We start from the raw sequence: 18384 nt of genomic DNA, 5'->3' as shown, positions 1-18384 counted from the left end.
CCGGCATGCCCGACCACGGGCACGCAGGTGCAGATAGTGGAAAGAACCGTGGTGGGCCTGGCGTTGCGCGCTTGGTAAAGGGCGTCAGACCGAACGCATCAGATCAGATGCATCAAGCCAAAAGCATCAACCCAAGTGATCAAGCCAAGTACATCAGGCAGCCGGCCAGGCGGCCCGGGCGACGGCATCCAGCACGCCGGGCAATTCAGACAATACCGGCAGCACCGCCACGTTCAAACCCGGATTACGCAGGCGGGAATCCGCGATCAATACAGGTAAATCACGAATCACATGGCCGCCCGCAGACCAGAATACCGGCATCAGGTTGACATGCACATGACCGTCCGCCGCCAAGCCGTCCAATACCGCAGGCAGATCAGGCTGCATCAATTCTAGGAATGCCGTCACGACCGCGACATCCGGCCGCTGGGCGCGCACCACATCGGCCAGACGGTTCAACGGCTCGGCCCAACGCGGATCGCGCGCGCCGTGCGCAAACAGCACCAAGGCGGTGGCATCGGGCCAGCCGGTGGCGGGGGGAATTGCCCCACCGTCCGCCAGCGTGGGCTTGCCACCGTCAATATCTGCGCTCATCGCGCCCCCTTGCGCCGGTCCAGCAGGCCCAGCGATTCCTCGATCATGTCGCACTGCGCCACCAAGGATTCAGGGGCGGGAATATCCCCCGCCAACACCGCCTTGGTCCACACGGCCGTGCTCTCGGCATCGCGCGGGGGCAGTTCGGGCAACTCGGCCGCAGCCGTCGGCGCACGTTCGGCCAGGGTCTCGACCTGGCCACCGCGCCAGCGCAACACTTCCTGACTGCGGCGCACGTTGATCACCGCCTCGCCTTCGGTTGCGCGCATCAGCAAGGCAGCCGTGCCGCGCTCGGCGAACAGCTCGTTGAGCATGCTGCCGAATTCAGGGTGGGTATATGCAGACAACAGCAAAGCCGGCCCCGCCACCGGGCACACCAGCTTCACCAAGGTGTGCGACACATTGCGCACCCCCAGAATGCGACGCAGGCTGATCAGGCGTGCCAGCGGCGCGCTCACCACATCCAGCGGCAGGTATGCCAGCAGACGATCGTGCAAGGCGTCTTCGGCCTTGTAGACGTTCGCAGACGCCTCGATCCCCATTTTTTCCAGAATGGAAGCCGTGGTCACGCGGCTGACATTGCTTCCTGCCCCTTGCGCCAGCGGATCGCTGGCCTGGCCGTGCAGCAAGACCGGAATGCCGCGCTTGGCCAGCAGGCCGGCCAGCAAGGGCACCAGGTTGGCGGCATGCCGGGCACCGTTATAAGTGGGAATGACCACCACCGGTGCGCCCGGTGCCGTCACCCGGCGCATGCGCGCCTCGATGGCATCCAGGAAACCGGCAATCTCGGTGTGCTGCTCGCCCTTCATGCGCAGCGCCAGCAAAATGCCACCGAGTTCCAGGTCATTGACCTGACCGTCCAGCATGGCAGCCATCAGGGTTTCAGCCTGATCGCGCGGCAAGGACTTCGACCCATCCTTGCCCCGGCCGATCTCGCGGATCAACGCAGCGCAGGCAAAGGGCTCGACACCAACACGGCGGGTACCGGCCGGCACCACACCCGGGGCGACCGCCGCCCGGTTTTCGCTTTGATCACCCATCGTAGCTCCCCAGTCCAGCCAGGTCGGTAACCCAGACCGCCCCGTACTCGACGCGCACCAGCCCGACGTTTTCGAGCTTGTGCAACGCCTGGTTGACCCGCTGACGCGACACGCCAGCGAGATAGCCAAGCTCTTCCTGCGTAATTTCAATACGCAGGTCAGAGCCCGGATACAGAATCGGATTGCACAGGCCGCTCAGACAACGGGCCAGCCGCGTGTCCGGCCCGAGCAGGCGTTCGTTCTCGATCATGCCAATGAACTGGCCCAGCCGTTCATTGAATTGATCCAGCAGATAACGATTGAAGCCAATGCTGTTTTCCAGCAGCCATTCGAAAGTCGCGCGCGGCATCCGGGCCAGGGTGGAGTCGCGCAGCGCCACGATGTCATATTTGAGTGGCTCATCTTTCAGCAAGGTTCCCTCGCCGAACCAGCCGCCGTCACGCACGCCGGTGAAGCTGACGGACTTGCCGTCGATGCTGACCACCGAAATCTTCAGCAAGCCGTCGACCACGCCCAACCAGCTGTCGGCGCGATCGCCTTTGCGGCCGATCACCGTGCCGGCCGGTACCTGATGGATGGCAACGTCACGCCGCACGCGGTCGCGTTGCGGCGCTGTCAGCAGGGCTGGCCAGCTGGATGCCACTTTTGTCTCGTCAAACCAGCTCATCGATCCTTTATCGCTCAAGGGTTTTACAGACCTGTCGTTTACCCGGCCTTTGTCGCCGATTGTCGTTTCCGCGACAGTTGGTGTGCCAGCGACTCGCTACCTTACCGCAACCAAGCAGCTTGTCAGCTTCCGTGACCGGGTTTTCGAACGCGCAATACGGGTGCATGACAGCGCAAAAAAGAAATGACGAACGTACCGGACACAGGGCGACTTGCCGCCCAAGCCGGATAACGATATCGCAGGAGATCACGTGGCCCAGCCCGATTCGCGCAACGCCGCCGCAGCATCTGCGGACACCCTGCCCCGGCTGCTGCTTTCGCATGCCCGCAACCGCCCCGATCGCCCCGCGATCCGCGAGAAAGACCTGGGCATCTGGCAAACCTGGTCCTGGGCCGAATCTGCCGCCCGCGTACGTACCATTGCCTGCGGCCTGGCGGCCAAGGGCGTGGTCCGCGGCGACCACGTTGCCGTGATCGGCGAAAACCGCCCGCGCCTGTACTGGACGATGATGGCCGCGCAGTCGCTCGGCGCCATTCCGATCCCCTTGTACCAGGACGCCGTCGCCCAGGAAATGGTCTACGTGCTGCAAGACGCCGAGGTGCGCATTGCGGTGGTGGAAGACCAGGAACAGGTCGACAAGATGTTCGAGATCATGGAACAGGCGCCCAGCCTGAAGACCGTGGTCTACGACGACCCGCGCGGCATGCGCCACTACACCGACCCGGCCCTGCTGTCGCTTGACCAGCTGGAAACGCTGGGCAAGGAATACGACGCGTCCCACCCGGGCCTGTTCGATGACGCCGTGGCCGCTGGCAAGTCGGACGACACCGCCGCCATGCTGTACACCTCGGGCACCACCGGCAAGGCCAAGGGCGTGGTGCTGACCCACGACGCGCTGATCGGCCGGGCACGTGCCTGCGAACGCCTGGAAGGCCTGACCGACCGCGAAGACGTGCTGGCCTACCTGCCACCCGCCTGGATCGGCCAGAACATCTTTTCCTACATCCAGCCGCTGGTCACGGGCTTCACGGTGAATTGCCCCGAGTCGCCCGAAACCGTCGACATCGACATGCGCGCCATCGGCCCGACCTACTACTTCGCGCCGCCGCGCGTGCTGGAAGCGCTGCTGACGCAGGTCACCATCCGCATGGAAGACGCGGGCCTGATCAAGCGCAAGATGTTCCACCACTTCATGGGCGTGGCGCGCAAGGTCGGCACCGACATCCTGGACGGCAAGCCGGTCGGCATGGGCGACCGCATTCACTACGCGCTGGGCAACCTGATGGTCTACGGTCCCTTGCGCAACGCGCTGGGCATGAACCGCGTGCGCGTGGCCTACACCGCAGGCGAAGCCATCGGCCCGGACCTGTTCGTGTTCTACCGGTCCATTGGCATCAACCTGAAGCAGCTGTACGGCTCGACGGAAACTTCAGTTTTTGTCTGCATTCAGAAGAACGGTCAGGTGAAGGCCGACACGGTTGGTCCCCCGACCGATGGCGTGGAAATCAAGATTTCCGAAGCGGGCGAAATCCTGGTGAAAAGCCCGGGCCTGTTCAAGGAGTACTACCGCAACCCCGCTGCCACGGCTGAAGTGAAGGACGCCGACGGCTGGTTCCGCACGGGGGATGCAGGCTTCGTCGACGCCGATGGCGACGTGAAGATCATTGACCGCGCCAAAGACGTGGGCAAGCTCGCCAGCGGCGCGATGTTCGCGCCCAAGTACATCGAGAACAAGCTGAAGTTCTTCCCGTTCATCAAGGAAGCCGTGGCCTTCGGCGCTGACCGCAATGAAGCCACCGCCTTCATCAACATCGACGTGGAAGCGGTGGGCAACTGGGCCGAGCGCCGTGGGCTGCCGTATGCGGGCTACACCGACCTGGCATCCAAACCCGAAGTGTACGAACTGATCGCGGACTGCGTGGAACAGGTCAATGCCGACTTGGCGCGCGACCCCTTGCTGGCCAGTTCACAGCTGCATCGCTTCCTGATCCTGCACAAGGAGCTGGACCCCGATGACGACGAACTGACCCGTACCCGCAAGGTGCGCCGTGGCTTCATCAACCAGAAGTACGCGGTGCTGGTCGATGCGCTCTACACGGGCAAGACCCATCAGTTCATCGAGACGCAGGTGAAGTTCGAGGACGGCCGTACCGGCTCGATCTCGGCGGACCTGCCGATCCGTACCGTGAAAACCGTAGGCGTACAGCGGGAAGCAGCATGAGCAGAGAAAAACGCATCGGCGACGTGGTGCTGGACTTGCAGCACATCTCGCTTGCCTTCGGTGGCGTGAAAGCACTGACCGACATTTCCTTCAATGTGCGCGAGCATGAAATCCGCGCCATCATCGGTCCGAACGGCGCGGGCAAAAGCTCGATGCTGAACGTGATCAATGGCGTCTACACGCCGCAGCAAGGGTCCATCGAATTCCAGGGCGCGAGCTTCTCGAAGATGAACCCGCGCCGCGCGGCAGAAATGGGCATCGCGCGCACCTTCCAGAACCTGGCCTTGTTCAAGGGCATGAGCGTGCTGGACAACATCATGACGGGCCGCAACCTGCGCATGAAGTCCGGCATCCTGGCACAGGCCTTCCGTTTAGGCCCGGCCGAACGTGAAGAAACCGCGCACCGTGAAGTGGTCGAGAACATCATCGACTTCCTGGAAATCCAGGCCTTCCGCAAAACGCCGGTCGGGCGTCTGCCCTACGGTCTGCAAAAGCGCGTCGACCTGGGCCGTGCGCTGGCCATGGAACCGCGCATGTTGCTGCTGGACGAGCCGATGGCCGGGATGAACGTCGAGGAAAAGCAGGACATGTGCCGCTTCATCCTGGACGTGAATGACGAATTCGGCACCACCATCGTGCTGATCGAGCACGACATGGGCGTGGTGATGGATATCTCCGACCGCGTGGTGGTGCTCGACTACGGCAAGAAAATCGGCGACGGCGAACCGGACCACGTCCGCAACAACGAAGACGTGATCCGCGCCTATCTTGGCGTGTCCCACTAAGGTCCAGGACAACACACCATGGCATTTTTTCTGGAAACACTGTTCGGCGGCCTGATGTCAGGCATGTTGTACGCGCTGATCGGACTGGGCTTCGTGCTGATCTTCAAGGCATCGGGCGTCTTCAACTTCGCACAGGGCGCAATGGTCTTGCTGGCCGCGCTGTGCATGGCCCGCTTCTCGGTCTGGATTCCAGCCTGGTTCGGGTTTGAGAACAAATTCCTGGCAAACCTGCTGGCGATGATCGTCACCGGTGCCATGATGGTGGTGGTCGCCTGGGCCATTGAGCGGGTGGTGTTGCGCCACCTGGTCAACCAGGAGCTGACCACGCTGCTGATGGCCACGCTGGGCATCTCGTACTTCCTGGACGGCGCTGGGCAGATCATGTTCGGCAGCGCGGTGTACGCCATCGACGTCGGCATGCCCAAAGACCCGCTGTTCCTGCTGGAAGGCATGTTCGAAGGCGGCGTACTGGTCAATGCGGAAGACATGATTGCGGCTGCGGTTGCTGCGGCCTTGGTCGGTGCACTGGCCTTGTTCTTCCAGTACACCGCCACCGGCCGTGCGCTGCGCGCCGTGGCCGACGATCACCAAGCGGCGCAGTCCATCGGTATTCCGCTGAACCGCATCTGGATCATCGTGTGGGCAGTGGCTGGTCTGGTGGCGCTGGTTGCCGGGATCATCTGGGGATCAAAACTGGGCGTGCAGTTCACGCTGTCCACCGTCGCCCTGCGGGCCTTGCCGGTGGTGATTCTGGGTGGGCTGACCTCGGTGCCGGGTGCCATCATCGGTGGCCTGATCATCGGCGTGGGCGAGAAGCTGTCCGAGGTCTACCTTGGCCCGATGGTCGGGGGCGGCATCGAAGTGTGGTTTGCGTACGTGTTGGCGCTGGTGTTCCTGCTGTTCCGACCGCAGGGGCTGTTCGGCGAAAAGATCATCGATCGGGTCTGAACGCCAAGGTCTGAAGCTCAACCAGCACCGCATTCTTAACGGATACCAAGCCCATGTTCTATCGTGAAAACGGTCAATTCAAGACCAGCTACCGCGCCGACCAGCAGATCTTCCCGATCCGACAAGACCGGGTGTTCATGCTGCTGGTACTGGCGGTCGCCTTCCTTGCCGTGCCCATGCTGGCCAGCGACTACCTGTTGCGCGCCATCCTGATCCCGTTCCTGATCCTGTCCTTGTCGGCCATCGGCCTGAACATTCTGGTGGGCTACTGCGGACAGATCTCGCTGGGGACCGGTGCCTTCATGGCAGTGGGGGCCTATGCAGCCTTCAACTTCGGTGTGCGTTTCCCCTTCCTGCCGCTGCTGGTGCAAGTGCTGCTGGGCGGTCTGTGCGCCACCATCGTGGGCGTGATCTTCGGCATTCCCAGCTTGCGCATTCGTGGTCTGTACCTGGCAGTGGCGACACTGGCTGCGCAGTTCTTCGTGGACTGGGCCTTCCTGCGGATTCCGTTCCTGACCAACTACTCGGCATCGGGTTCGGTGTCGGTCGCCAACCTGCAAGTCTTCGGTTTCCCGATCCAGTCGGCCCTGTCGCGCTACTTGTTCTGCCTGAGCGTGGTTGCCGTGTTTGCCTTGCTGGCCAAGAACCTGGTGCGTGGTGCCATCGGCCGGGAATGGATGGCCATTCGTGACATGGACGTGGCGGCATCCGTGATCGGCATTCGCCCGATGTACGCCAAGCTCACGGCCTTTGCAGTCAGTTCCTTCATCGTCGGCGTGGCCGGTGCACTGTGGGGCTACCTGCACCTGGGTTCGTGGGAACCGCTGGCCTTCAGCCTGGAACGTTCCTTCCAGCTGCTGTTCATGGTCATCATCGGCGGCCTGGGTTCGATTGTCGGCAGCTTCTTCGGCGCAGCCTTCATCGTGCTGTTGCCGGTGGGCCTGAACAATATTCCGCACATGCTGGGCCTGCCGCTGTCGGTAGACACCGCCAGCCACATCGAACACATGATCTTCGGTGGATTGATCGTCTTCTTCCTGATCGCTGAACCGCATGGCCTGGCCAAGCTGTGGAGCATCGCGAAAGAAAAACTGCGTATCTGGCCCTTCCCGCACTGACCGTTTTCACGCACGCGCTTTTCCTGCATTCCCCGTTTTTCATCGACACAGATAGCCGGCATTGACCGGAAAACACCCAGGCAGACGGCGTGGCCGCCCGCCAACCACGGAGACACAGCGATGACATTCACCCGATTCCGTACCGCCGCCGCAGCCATGGCACTGACCGGTGCCCTGGCCGCCACCGCCACGCCAATGCTGGCGCAAGCCCAGGCGCAGGAACAGTTCGTACCGCTGCTGGTGTATCGCACCGGTTCCTTTGCACCGCTGGGCATTCCGTGGGCCGATGGCAAGCTGGACTACATCAAGCTCATCAACGAACGCGACGGCGGCATCAACGGCGTCAAGATCACGTATGAAGAGTGCGAAACCGCTTACTCCACCGACCGTGGTGTGGAATGCTACGAACGCCTGAAAAGCAAAGGCCCCACCGGCGCATCGTCCTTCGATCCGCAGTCCACCGGCATTACCTTCGCCGTGACCGACAAGGCCCCGAACGACAAGGTCACCATCCAGACCACCGGCTACGGCCGCTCGGAATCGGCTGATGGCTCGGTCTTCGAATGGAACTTCCCGATCCTGGGCACCTACTGGACCGCAGCCGACATCATGCTGCAGGACATCGCCAAGAAAGAAGGCGGCTGGGACAAGTTGAAGGGCAAGAAGATCGCGCTGGTCTATCACGACTCGCCCTACGGCAAGGAACCGATTCCGCTGCTGACGGCACGCGCCAAGATGCACGGGTTTGAACTCAGCCTGCTGCCGGTCGTGGCACCGGGCGTGGAACAGAAATCCACCTGGCTGCAGATTCGCCAGCAACGCCCGGCCTATGTGCTGCTGTGGAGCGCCGGCATCATGACGCCGACCGCCATCCGCGAAGCACAAGCCACCGGCTTCCCGCGCGAAAAGATGTACGCCATCTGGTGGGCGGGTTCGGAAGCTGACGTGAAAGACCTGGGCGCAGCCGCCAAGGGCTACAACGCCATTACGGTTCAGAACGCGGCCGGCAAAAGCCGTATTCACGACGACCTGCTGAAGAACGTCTACGACAAGAACAACGGCTCGGCCAAGCGTGAAGAAGTCGGCACCGTGGCGCACACCCGCGGCATGCTGATCTCGATGATCACGGTGGAAGCCATCCGTACTGCGCAGGAAAAGTACGGCAAGGGCAAGACCATGACACGCGAGCAAGTGCGTTGGGGTTACGAGAACCTCAACATCACCCAGGAGCGTATCGACCAGCTGGGCTTCAACGGCCTGCTGCGTCCGATCAAGACGTCTTGCAAAGACCACATGGGCGCAAGCTGGGCGCACATCATCACCTGGGACGGTGGCAAGTTCACCAACAGCTCTGACTGGTACCAAGGCGATGCCAGCGTGATCGACCCACTGGTGAAAGAAGCTGCCGCCAAGTACGCCAGCGAAAAGAACATCACCCCGCGCAAGTGCGAAGGCTGATGGACGGCTGGTGATGTGAAGACCTGGCTCGATGGTCACGCCTTGACAGGCGTTGTTTGACAGCCGCGCGTTAACCCCGGCAGGTTGCACCCCAGGTGGTGCACCTGCCGACAGCAGGACCGAATCCATGAGCGCCACCGCTACCGCACCCGCCCCTGTCGACGCCGCCCCGGCCGCAGCCCCCGCGCTGCTGACCGTCAACGGCATCGAAGTCATCTACAACCACGTCATCCTGGTCTTGAAAGGCGTGTCGCTGGTCGTTCCGCAAGGCGGCATCGTCGCCCTGCTGGGTGCCAACGGCGCAGGCAAGACCACCACCTTGCGCGCAGTGTCCAACCTGCTGAAAGGCGAGCGTGGCGACGTGACCAAGGGCTATATCGAACTGCGCAACGAGCGCATCGAACGGCTGTCGCCGGCTGACTTGGTCAAGCGCGGCGTGGTGCAGGTGATGGAAGGCCGACACTGCTTTGCTCACCTGAGCATCGAAGACAACCTGCTGACCGGGGCCTACACACGGTCCCTGTCACGCGGCGACATTTCCGCCGCGCTGGAAAAGGTCTACGCCTACTTCCCGCGCCTGAAAACCCGCCGCACCAGCCAGTCCGGCTACACGTCGGGCGGCGAACAACAAATGACGGCAATTGGCCGCGCGCTGATGGCCGACCCCAGCATGATCCTGCTGGACGAACCGTCCATGGGCCTGGCACCGCAGATCGTCGAAGAAATTTTTGAAATCGTGAAAGACCTGAACACCCGCGAAGGCGTGAGCTTCCTGCTGGCCGAACAGAACACCAACGTCGCACTGCGTTATGCCGACTACGGCTACATCCTGGAAAACGGACGTGTCGTGATGGACGGGGAAGCCAAAGCCCTGGCTGAAAACGAAGACGTCAAAGAGTTCTATCTGGGCCTGTCCAGCGGGGGAAGAAAGAGCTTCCGCGACAACAAGTTCTATCGGCGAAGGAAGCGTTGGCTGGCGTGATGGTGCGTGTCGGGGCGTGAAGAAGACAGCCGACGGCAAACCGCCGAACGAGCCAATCTTGTCCCCAGACACCAAGCACCATCGCCTGTGTTCTGTACGACCTATGTGCAGAGACAAGCCGCTAGTCCGCACTGACTTGCAAGCCGTTATTCCACGTATTCACCTCGCATCTGGCCAGCAGGCCGTGCGAACACCACCCGAGGTCCCACCATGCCCGACTACTTCGACACGCTGGAAACGCGCAGCCCGGCCGAGCGCGAACAAGCGCTGCTCGCCGCCCTGCCCGCCGCCCTTGCGCGTGCCGTCAAACGGGCACCCGCACTGGCGCGCCAGCTGGAAGGCATCGACCTGGCAAGCGTCACCTCGCGCGAAGCCCTGGCCAAGATCCCCGTCACGCGCAAACACGCACTGGTAGACCTGCAGCCCAAACAACCGCCCTTCGGCGGCTTCAGCGCGGTCGACTACGGCGAAGACATGCCCCGCGTGTTCGCATCGCCCGGCCCCATCTACGAACCACAAGGCACCCAGCGCGACTACTGGCGCTTCGGCCGCGCGCTGTATGCAGCCGGCTTCCGCGCCGGTGAACTGGCACACAACTGCTTCTCCTACCACTTCACGCCAGCCGGCGCGATGATGGAAACCGCCGCGCATGCAGTGGGCTGCACCGTATTCCCCGGCGGCATCGGCCAGACCGAACAACAAGTGCGCGCCATCGCCGACCTGAAACCGCACGGCTATGTCGGCACCCCCAGCTTCCTGAAAATCATTCTGGAAAAAGCCGATGAACTCGGCGTGAAACTGGAATCGATTCACAAAGCCCTGGTATCCGGCGAAGCCTTCCCGCCGTCGGTGCGTGATTGGTTCGCCGAGCGCGGCGTGGCAGGCTACCAAGCCTACGGCACCGCCGATGTCGGCCTGATCGCCTACGAGACTGAAGCCCGCGACGGCCTGGTGCTGGCCGAAGACATCATCGTGGAAATCGTGCGCCCCGGCACCAACGACCCCGTGCCCGACGGCGAAGTCGGTGAAGTGGTCGTCACCACCTTCAACCCCGCCTACCCCCTGGTGCGCTTCGGCACCGGCGACCTGAGCGCCATCCTGGCTGGCCCGTCCCCCTGCGGCCGCACCAATGCGCGCATCAAAGGCTGGATGGGCCGGGCCGATCAGACAACAAAAATCCGAGGGATGTTCGTGCATCCCGAGCAAGTCGCCGAGATCGTCAAGCGGCACCCGGAAGTCATCAAAGCGAGGTTGGTCGTGACGGGGAAAGTAAGCGCTGAAGTGGTGACACTGAAGTTGGAAGTGTCTGGTGCGTCAGCGGAACTGGCCGAGCGGATCATGGCCAGCGCGCGGGAATTGACGAAGATCCGCGTGGAAGTGGTAATGGGGGCGGCGGGGAGTTTGGTGAATGATGGGAAGGTGATTGAGGATGCGCGGTCGTATGAGTAATATCATGCCGGCCGTCGGTCTCAGACGACGTTGAACCTTCCAGGTTGTACGTTTCGCAGACACCGCCGCAGACACAAAATCGACGTTCGGAACGAGGCGATGAATCGAAGCATATTGTTGACGCTGCTGTTTACTGGGCTGGCCGCATCGCCGGTCTTGGCGCAGACCAACTCAGCGCACCAGGCTTGCAAAGATATTTCGCACCTGGCCAAAGAACTCATGAAGCTTCGCCAGGTGGGCGCGCCAATGTCGCAAGTGATGGAGCTGACATCCTCAGGGAGTTCCATCGACGAGATGTCCAAACTTTTCGTGCAGCGAGCCTATCGGCTACCTCAGTACTCCACAGAGCAGTCACGCGAACGTGCCGTCCGTGAGTTTGAAAACGAGGCCTACAGGGAATGCTACGAAGCTAACTCGAAAGGGACAAGAGGCTAGTTGCCAGGAAATTTGTACCTGGCTCAAGCATAAAAAAACCGGACAGACCCAAGCCTGTCCGGTTCATCAGGGGCTAAATCCCCCGCGCTTCAAAGCACGTCAATCAAGTCCCAAAGTAGCTCTTGATCTGCTCCCGCGTCGCACCCGTCGCCAGTGCCAGCGACAGCAACCAGCGCGACTTCGACGCGCTGTAGACGCCCGAACCGATGCCTTCGGTCTTCGTCGTCACATAACCCGAATTGGTACGGGTTGCGCGGATCACCGGGAAGCCTTGCTTGTCGAGTTCGATCAGGCGGGCCTTCACTGCAGCATTCACCGAACCGTTACCCGAACCGTCGATCACGATGCCCTTGGCACCATCTTTGATGGCGGCGTCGATCAGGGCGGCGTCCTGGTCTTGGTAGCCGTACAGGATCACGACCTTGGGCAAGGTGGTGACGTTGCTGACGTCAAACGTCAGCTTGCCGGTGGGGACTGCGGGGCTGTACCAGAACTTCGGCTGGCCGCCGATGAAGGCACCCAGGAAGCCTTGTTCGGCGGCCTGGAAGGTGTCCAGCGTCGTGCTGTTGGTCTTGATGGTGTAGAACGCCGAGCCGATGCGGTCGTTCAGCGCGACCAGCGTGCCGCGGTTCATGGCGTCTTTGCTGGCGGCAAGCGTCACTGCGTTCAGCAGGTTCATCGGGCCGTCGGCGCTGATGGCGGTTGCGGGGCGCATGGCACCGACGATCACCACGGGCTTGGGGCTGTTGACCGTCAGGTCCAGGAAGAAGGCGGACTCGGCCAGGGTGTCGGTGCCGTGCGTGACGACCACGCCTTGTGCGCCGGGTTCGGCGAGCTTGGTGTTGATGGCCTTGGCCAGCTTCAGCAGGATGGCGCTGTCGACGTCGTTGCTGGGCACGTTGGCGATCTGCTCGCCGCTGACGTTGGCAACCTTCTTCATCTCCGGCACGGCCGCGATCAAGGTCTCGATGCCGATGGAGCCTGCTTTGTAGTTGGTGGTGTCGGTGTTGCTGGCCGAGCTGCCTGCGATGGTGCCACCGGTGGCGTAGATCGTGACGCCGGGCAGCGTCTGGGCATGCACGACGGAGGCCGACAGCAGGCTGGCAACGAACAGGCAGGAAGCAGGTAGAAGTTTCATCGTCGGGTCCTGGATGTTGTCGTCGTCAACACCGGCGCACGTCGCAGGCGGCATCAACCGACGATTTATGTGGGAAGTTCATGATAGCAACGAAGCACGGGCGGCAGCGACCATAGACGCCGGCTCAGTTGCGTGCCTACGGGGTATGCCGATAACTGGGTGCCATGGCATGGCGGATCAGCGCAATTCACCCTTCTGCCAAGGTCGCCGGTGGCTATCCATACCGACCCGTCACCACTCAGGCCCCGCCTGTACCCGCATAAGGCGGGGCGATCACGGCGGTCAATTCAATCTCAAGCAGCCCGTTGCTCGGCAATCCAGCCACGCCAGCCACCGACCGCGCATGCAGCCCCTGCTCGCCGTAAATCTCCACCAGCACCTTGGACGCTTCGTCCAGCACACGCGCGAAATCCTGGAAGCCGGGTTCGGCAAAAACAAATCCGCGCAGGAACAGAAAGCGGCTGACATTCTCCAGCCCAACCGCTTGGTCAATCGCACTCAGCGCACGCAACACACACGCACGGCCTGCGCGCTTGAGCTCGTCTTGGGACGTCGACGCGGTCACCGGCCCGGTGATCGTCAGATTGCCTTCGCGGGACAACTGACCACTGACGTAGACCACGCCGTCATGCACCACAGCAGGCACATATTCGCCTCGCGGTGCGGGGGGGTCGGGAAGGACAATGCCAAGTTGGGCAAGCTTCGCGCGCGAGATCATGCGGGTTCCTTGTGATGGACAGACTGTCGTGAGCCAACAGCCTACCACCCGAAAACGCTCGGCTTATCGGCCTCTCTACTTACCCAGAATGTTCTTCAACGCAGCCGCATGGCCGGCCGGGTCTTTCGCGCTGGACATCACTTCGATGAGGGTCACGTTCTTGTCGCCGAGCGTCATCAACGAGGTCATCAGCAGTTTCGTGCCCTTGAAGTCGTCAGTCGCATCGAGCCGATACACCCTCAGGCCCTTTACGTTTGTGGTCCTCTCGCGGGTAATGCGGAAGTTGTCGGACGCGGCGTGCTGCTTTTCTTTCAAGGTATCCACGGCAACCTGCAACGCGGTGGCCGAGGTATTCCCGGCCGAGGCTGGCAAGGGTCCTTCGGTGACGATAATGGTTTGATTGGTTTTATCGTTGTCGTACATCGTGTCGCCGTTCTGATCGTTCAACGGCTGCGCTTCGAAGCCTCTCAGCACGAACTTCAGCTTGCCGTCTGCCAAGGACACCGAGTGCGTGTCGGTGGCAACCGCAGCGGGCTTTTCAGGCGATGCTGCGATTGCCATGTTGGCACCACCGCTCAGGGCGGCGAGCAGGCACAGGGAACGGGTCCAGCTAAGCAGATGCGTTGACATGCGTATTGCCTTGTTTTTCACGCCGCATTTATCTTCAGGCCGTCGAACGCCGACGACCTGTCATACCGACTGGGGTGGTCCCGCTTATTTACCCAGAATGTTGTTCACCGCTGCGGCGTGGCCAGCCGGATCTTTCGGATTCGAGATGACCTGAATGACGGTGAGCTTCGTGTTGTCGACGGCCAGCAGCGTAGCCTGCAGGACGTTGCTTCCATCCATGTTGTCGGTGGCTTCAATGCGGTGAACCTTCAGACCTTTCACTGTCTCGGTCTTTTCGCTGACGATTTTGTAATCGGGCGATGCGGCTTGCTGCTTTTCGCGAACGGTTTTTTTCATGCCATTGAGGCGATCGTCATCGGTGCCACCACGAGCAATCAGCGGGAGCGGATCTTCACCAACCATGATGACGCGCTTCTGGTCCTTGTTGTAGTACATGGTGCCCGGGCCACCACCAGGCACTTCGCGCTTCTCGAAACCTTGCAGCTTGAATGAGAGCTTGCCGCCCAAGAGCGCAAGGTTTTGCGCGGCAGCGGCGGAAGCAGCCGGCGCGTCGGCGGCGATGGCCACATTTGCGGCCCCAGCCAAGGCAGCGACAACGCACAGGGAGCCCAACACATTCATCGATTTCTTGAAGATCATCTGCAATATCCCTACGTGTAATGGGTCGGCTGACCGGGGGCGCAAGTGTAGGGAAGCCGCTTACTCAAAGCTGAAAGGAAACTTGTGGAATGAAACAGGGTGAAATAAATTTACCCGGAAAATATCACTGAAGCCGCCCTGGTTGCTGCAGGTGAAAATGTTTGCCGGAACACAATGTTTGCTGGAACGGAACCTTTGCCAAAGCAGCGTTACTCAACACCATTGAGTTGTTGATCTCTGGGGATCGCCGTGGCCACTATGACGAACGACTTGGCGATCGCCGGGCTGTACATTTCTCTGCTTCAACGTGCCCCCGAGGCCGATGGGTTCTCGTTCTGGGTGCAGGCCTTGAACAATGGGTCGTCCCGGGAGGCCGTCGCGCAGTCCATGCTTGGCGCACCCGAAGTCCTTGGCGCGCAGGCATCCACACAGACCAGCGCGCAGTTCGTGACCCAGTTCTATACAAACATGCTGGGGCGCGCCCCAGACGCCAGTGGCCTGGCCTTCTGGTCATCGGTGCTGGAAAACCTGGGCGGGGCAGCAAACGTGGGCGCGCGCGCCGCCCTGGTGCTGCAGATTACCGACGTGCTGGCCACGCCTTTAAGCACGCAACCTGCAGACGTAAGCAGTCAGGATTACCAACGTTCGGTGGCGGACCGGGCGCTTTTCGCGAACAAGGTCGAGTTCGGCGTATTTTTCGCGTCTCAGTTGAAAAGCAATGACATGGCGCTTGCCAAGTCAGCCTTGGCGCTGGTGACCAGCGATCCGGCGTCGATCCAGGCGGCAAGCAATCTGGCGCAGGGCATCGTCGAGCCCGAGCCGCCCGTAGTGACTCCGCCCATCACGCCGCCGGTCATCACCGCCGCCGACACCGCCGTAGACATCGCCCGCAAATTCGCTCCTTATTCGGGCAACGCCGCCACGGTGGACGCAGCCGGCATGGCTGCCGACCAACTGGAAGCCGTTGGCAACGTCGTGAACAAGATCGGCAGCCTGAGCAACCTGACCCTGGTGCTTGCCGACGTCACCGATGCCACGGTATCAGCCCTGCTTCCCAAAGCGCTTGCCGACTCGGTCGCGATCAATGCAACCGCCGCCACGGCAGCGGCGCTGTCGATCGTATCGGCCAACCTCGCCAAGATCGCCATCGACGGCATCACGGGCGACCTTGCGTTCACCCGCGAACAGTCGGGTTTCATGACGACTACCCTTCTGAACAAAACGTCGATGACGGCGAACGTGACGGCCGATGTGTCAGGAATGGACCGCAGCCAACTCTCGTCGTTGTCATGGTTCATCGACAAGGTGGACAGCATCACCAACCTGAAACTGGAACTGGCCAATCCAGACCACCGTTTCACATACAACCTGCTGTCGAAGGCAGTTCCAGGAACGGTCGAGATAAACGCCACGGGCCGAGTGAATGAGCAGTTGTTTGTCATCCTCAACAACCTCGACAAGATCGTCACAAACGGCATCACCGGGGACTGGTCCATGACGAACAGCTTCCAAATTGAGCATCTGGTGACGCTGCTGAGCGAGAAGCTCGACCTATCAGCCAACGTCACCGTTGACGCGACTGGCATGGACATGACCCAGCTTGAAGTCGTGGGCTTGCACATCGCCAAGGTAGATACGTTGACCAATCTGCGCCAGCTGGATCTTCAGCTGCTGTCGGATACGGCCACGGAGAATCTGCTATCCAAGAGTCCCGGCAACACGTATGTGGACACCACCGGCGCCAGCGCAGACGAACTGTCTTCGCTTGCGACTCACATCGACAAGATCGCCGACAGTGGCATTACCGGCACGCTGACACTGAACAGCACCCAGACCGCCGAGGTATTGACCGCGTTGTTGGGGGGAAAGACGGGCGACGCGACCGCCAGCGTCACGGTCGATGCCAGCGGCATGAACATGGCCCAGCTGGAAGCCCTGGCAGGCGGAAACAGCAAGATCGACAGCCTTGTGAACCTGCCGCCGCTCGAATTGGCCGGTTTGTCGGAAACGGCAACCTTGTATTGGATGACCCAGACGCTCGCTACGGCACCCTTGGCCATCGTGGCAACCGGGGCGACCAACGGCCAACTGTCCTCGGTGTCCTTCTACAACAACAGGGTCATGGCCGACGGCATCACGGGTGATCTTGTGCTGAATCGCAGCCACATCGAAGCCATGATCTCCAACCTGCTGAGCAAGGCGTCGGCGGCAGCGAACGTGACAGTCAATGCATCGGCGATGAGCGTGGACCAGCTCAACCTCGTGGGCAGTACGGCTGCCATTGCCAAGGTCGACAGCATCACTAACCTGCAGTTCGCGATCAGCGCATTTTCCTCTGCGACGGCAAGCAATCTGCTGTCGAAGGCTGCCATGGGAACCGCGCTGGTTCATGCAGATTCCCAACCCACCGGTGACCAACTAACTGTATTGAGCACCCATATCGGCAACATTGCCACCAATGGCATCACCGGGTCGTTGTCCCTGACGAACGACCAAAGTGCCAGCGATCTGACCATTTTGCTGGGCGATAAGACGTCTGCTGCAGCCGCGGTGACCATCAACGCATCAAGCATGACGGTCGATAAGTTAATAGCAGTAGGAGGCGGAATCGCCAAAGTGGACGCAATAACTTCCTTGAACTTCCGCCTTCAGGATGTCGCTGACAACACAACGTCGGCACTCTTGAGCAAGTCGCAGGCAAATACGGTGCGTATCGACGTCAACGGCGGCTCGACAGCGGAAGCGACAACCGTGCTCGGCAACCTCGGCAAGATTGCCAACGGTGGCCTGAGCGGCTTGCTGGAAGTCTCGTATGCCAACCTCGACGCAGGTATCAACACCATGCTGTCGAGCAAGATCGCACAGTTCTCGAGCCTTGAAGTAACGGGCACGGCTGGCCGGGAAATCATGAGCTTCCCGGGACTGACGACCGGCTCGATCAACCTTCGCATTAATCCGGCTGGCGGCGGCGACCTTATCAACCTGGGCAATTCGAGTGCCACGATCCTGATCGCTGATCGTGACACGGTACGCAGCGGCAACCTCAGCGTGAACAACACCACCACCGAAAACCTGTTGCATGTGGAAGGGACCGGCTTTTTAAACCTGCACTTTTCGACGCAGGCCAATGCGTTCGGGGATGGACTGGCGTTCCAGCATGGAGCGGTATCCAACTACGACAGCAACAAAGTCACTGCGGTTGGCAATCAGTTCAGCACCCTCGGCGATGTGGTCGCCAGCGCCAATGCAGCCTACTTGAGCGGCCCACTGGGTGGTTCGACAAACCAGACCCCCGTCTTGTACACATTCGAGATCGAGGGCGGCGACGGCCTGAACGGAAAATTCCTCTTCCTCAATGACAACGACACCATCCTGACCATCGACGACATGATCATGTCGTACGCTGTCAGCAATCTGGCAATAAGCTTCGTCACGTTCTAAGACGACAAGCGCGCACGGCCTTGGTACTGCAGATCACCAATGTACTGGCCACGCCACTGACCACGTTGCCTGCAGGTGGAGGCCCGCAGGATTACCAACGCTCGGTGGCTGACAAGGCGCT

16 protein-coding genes are annotated in these 18384 nt (G+C 61.2%); 9 read left to right on the top strand and 7 right to left on the bottom strand.

Features of this window, described 5'->3' with window-relative positions; genetic code table 11:
• Window positions 1-153 precede the first annotated feature (153 nt).
• The 3 genes from FXN63_RS01615 to FXN63_RS01605 are packed head-to-tail and all read right to left on the bottom strand — an operon-like array spanning window position 154 to window position 2301.
• A complete protein-coding gene (locus tag FXN63_RS01615; RefSeq protein WP_148812220.1) occupies window positions 154-594 on the bottom strand; it encodes a sirohydrochlorin chelatase in 441 nt (146 codons plus the stop codon).
• Window positions 591-1634, bottom strand: a complete 1044-nt coding sequence (gene ybiB, locus FXN63_RS01610; protein ID WP_148812218.1) for a DNA-binding protein YbiB — start codon at window positions 1632-1634, stop codon at window positions 591-593. The genes FXN63_RS01615 and ybiB overlap by 4 nt, the downstream gene beginning before the upstream one ends.
• Window positions 1627-2301 carry a Crp/Fnr family transcriptional regulator gene (locus FXN63_RS01605; RefSeq protein WP_148818815.1) on the bottom strand — a complete coding sequence of 225 codons (675 nt, stop codon included), beginning with the start codon at window positions 2299-2301 and terminating at the stop codon, window positions 1627-1629. The genes ybiB and FXN63_RS01605 overlap by 8 nt, the downstream gene beginning before the upstream one ends.
• Window positions 2302-2551: 250 nt before the next feature.
• Here FXN63_RS01605 and FXN63_RS01600 point away from each other — a divergent pair, with 250 nt between their 5' ends.
• The 8 genes from FXN63_RS01600 to FXN63_RS01565 all read left to right on the top strand — a co-directional run bounded on the left by FXN63_RS01600 (window position 2552) and on the right by FXN63_RS01565 (window position 11697).
• Window positions 2552-4522, top strand: coding sequence for an AMP-dependent synthetase/ligase (locus FXN63_RS01600; protein WP_148812216.1), 1971 nt, complete (start codon window positions 2552-2554; stop codon window positions 4520-4522).
• Window positions 4519-5307 (top strand): ABC transporter ATP-binding protein, encoded by a 789-nt coding sequence (locus FXN63_RS01595; protein WP_148812214.1) that lies wholly within the window; start codon window positions 4519-4521, stop codon window positions 5305-5307. Before FXN63_RS01600 ends, FXN63_RS01595 begins: the two co-directional genes overlap by 4 nt.
• 18 nt (window positions 5308-5325) lie before the next feature.
• The gene (locus FXN63_RS01590; protein WP_148812212.1) at window positions 5326-6255 is read left to right on the top strand and encodes a branched-chain amino acid ABC transporter permease; all 930 of its coding nucleotides are present in this window, start codon (window positions 5326-5328) and stop codon (window positions 6253-6255) included.
• Between the two features lie 53 nt (window positions 6256-6308).
• Window positions 6309-7373, top strand: a complete 1065-nt coding sequence (locus FXN63_RS01585) for a branched-chain amino acid ABC transporter permease (protein ID WP_148812210.1) — start codon at window positions 6309-6311, stop codon at window positions 7371-7373.
• 120 nt (window positions 7374-7493) lie between these two features.
• On the top strand, window positions 7494-8831 hold the full coding sequence (locus FXN63_RS01580) for an ABC transporter substrate-binding protein (protein ID WP_148812208.1): 1338 nt from the start codon (window positions 7494-7496) through the stop codon (window positions 8829-8831).
• A gap of 127 nt (window positions 8832-8958) precedes the next feature.
• Complete coding sequence (locus FXN63_RS01575) at window positions 8959-9813, top strand: ABC transporter ATP-binding protein (RefSeq protein ID WP_148812206.1); 855 nt, start codon at window positions 8959-8961, stop codon at window positions 9811-9813.
• 210 nt (window positions 9814-10023) lie between these two features.
• Entirely contained in the window at window positions 10024-11262 is a 1239-nt protein-coding gene (locus FXN63_RS01570; RefSeq protein ID WP_148812203.1) for a phenylacetate--CoA ligase family protein, read from the top strand.
• Between the two features lie 99 nt (window positions 11263-11361).
• Window positions 11362-11697: a hypothetical protein gene (locus FXN63_RS01565; protein ID WP_148812201.1), complete on the top strand. Its 336-nt coding sequence runs from the start codon at window positions 11362-11364 to the stop codon at window positions 11695-11697.
• Between the two features lie 103 nt (window positions 11698-11800).
• Here the strand turns inward: FXN63_RS01565 and FXN63_RS01560 are convergent, their stop codons facing one another.
• The 4 genes from FXN63_RS01560 to FXN63_RS01545 form a co-directional block, all read right to left on the bottom strand.
• Window positions 11801-12835 carry a type II asparaginase gene (locus FXN63_RS01560; RefSeq protein WP_222863986.1) on the bottom strand — a complete coding sequence of 345 codons (1035 nt, stop codon included), beginning with the start codon at window positions 12833-12835 and terminating at the stop codon, window positions 11801-11803.
• Between the two features lie 238 nt (window positions 12836-13073).
• Window positions 13074-13553 (bottom strand): RidA family protein, encoded by a 480-nt coding sequence (locus tag FXN63_RS01555; protein WP_148812197.1) that lies wholly within the window; start codon window positions 13551-13553, stop codon window positions 13074-13076.
• Window positions 13554-13628: 75 nt separating this feature from the next.
• Window positions 13629-14183, bottom strand: a complete 555-nt coding sequence (locus FXN63_RS01550) for a DcrB/PsbP domain-containing protein (RefSeq protein ID WP_148812195.1) — start codon at window positions 14181-14183, stop codon at window positions 13629-13631.
• An 84-nt stretch (window positions 14184-14267) separates the two neighbouring features.
• On the bottom strand, window positions 14268-14822 hold the full coding sequence (locus tag FXN63_RS01545) for a DcrB/PsbP domain-containing protein (protein WP_148812193.1): 555 nt from the start codon (window positions 14820-14822) through the stop codon (window positions 14268-14270).
• Window positions 14823-15080: 258 nt separating this feature from the next.
• Between FXN63_RS01545 and FXN63_RS01540 the strand changes: the two genes are divergently transcribed.
• The gene (locus tag FXN63_RS01540) at window positions 15081-18263 is read left to right on the top strand and encodes a DUF4214 domain-containing protein (protein ID WP_246165144.1); all 3183 of its coding nucleotides are present in this window, start codon (window positions 15081-15083) and stop codon (window positions 18261-18263) included.
• The last annotated feature ends 121 nt before the right edge of the window (window positions 18264-18384 follow it).

This window comes from Pigmentiphaga aceris, from assembly GCF_008119665.1.
Lineage (GTDB): Bacteria > Pseudomonadota > Gammaproteobacteria > Burkholderiales > Burkholderiaceae_B > Pigmentiphaga > Pigmentiphaga aceris.
This window is presented reverse-complemented; position numbering and strand designations above follow the sequence as displayed.

Coding starts and splice junctions, on each gene's coding strand:
- FXN63_RS01615 (WP_148812220.1), bottom strand. CDS start 594: ATGAGCGCAGATATTGACGGTGGCAAGCCCACGCTGGCGGACGGTGGG.
- ybiB (WP_148812218.1), bottom strand. CDS start 1,634: ATGGGTGATCAAAGCGAAAACCGGGCGGCGGTCGCCCCGGGTGTGGTG.
- FXN63_RS01605 (WP_148818815.1), bottom strand. CDS start 2,301: ATGAGCTGGTTTGACGAGACAAAAGTGGCATCCAGCTGGCCAGCCCTG.
- FXN63_RS01595 (WP_148812214.1), top strand. CDS start 4,519: ATGAGCAGAGAAAAACGCATCGGCGACGTGGTGCTGGACTTGCAGCAC.
- FXN63_RS01590 (WP_148812212.1), top strand. CDS start 5,326: ATGGCATTTTTTCTGGAAACACTGTTCGGCGGCCTGATGTCAGGCATG.
- FXN63_RS01585 (WP_148812210.1), top strand. CDS start 6,309: ATGTTCTATCGTGAAAACGGTCAATTCAAGACCAGCTACCGCGCCGAC.
- FXN63_RS01580 (WP_148812208.1), top strand. CDS start 7,494: ATGACATTCACCCGATTCCGTACCGCCGCCGCAGCCATGGCACTGACC.
- FXN63_RS01575 (WP_148812206.1), top strand. CDS start 8,959: ATGAGCGCCACCGCTACCGCACCCGCCCCTGTCGACGCCGCCCCGGCC.
- FXN63_RS01570 (WP_148812203.1), top strand. CDS start 10,024: ATGCCCGACTACTTCGACACGCTGGAAACGCGCAGCCCGGCCGAGCGC.
- FXN63_RS01565 (WP_148812201.1), top strand. CDS start 11,362: ATGAATCGAAGCATATTGTTGACGCTGCTGTTTACTGGGCTGGCCGCA.
- FXN63_RS01560 (WP_222863986.1), bottom strand. CDS start 12,835: ATGAAACTTCTACCTGCTTCCTGCCTGTTCGTTGCCAGCCTGCTGTCG.
- FXN63_RS01555 (WP_148812197.1), bottom strand. CDS start 13,553: ATGATCTCGCGCGCGAAGCTTGCCCAACTTGGCATTGTCCTTCCCGAC.
- FXN63_RS01550 (WP_148812195.1), bottom strand. CDS start 14,183: ATGTCAACGCATCTGCTTAGCTGGACCCGTTCCCTGTGCCTGCTCGCC.
- FXN63_RS01545 (WP_148812193.1), bottom strand. CDS start 14,822: ATGATCTTCAAGAAATCGATGAATGTGTTGGGCTCCCTGTGCGTTGTC.
- FXN63_RS01540 (WP_246165144.1), top strand. CDS start 15,081: ATGACGAACGACTTGGCGATCGCCGGGCTGTACATTTCTCTGCTTCAA.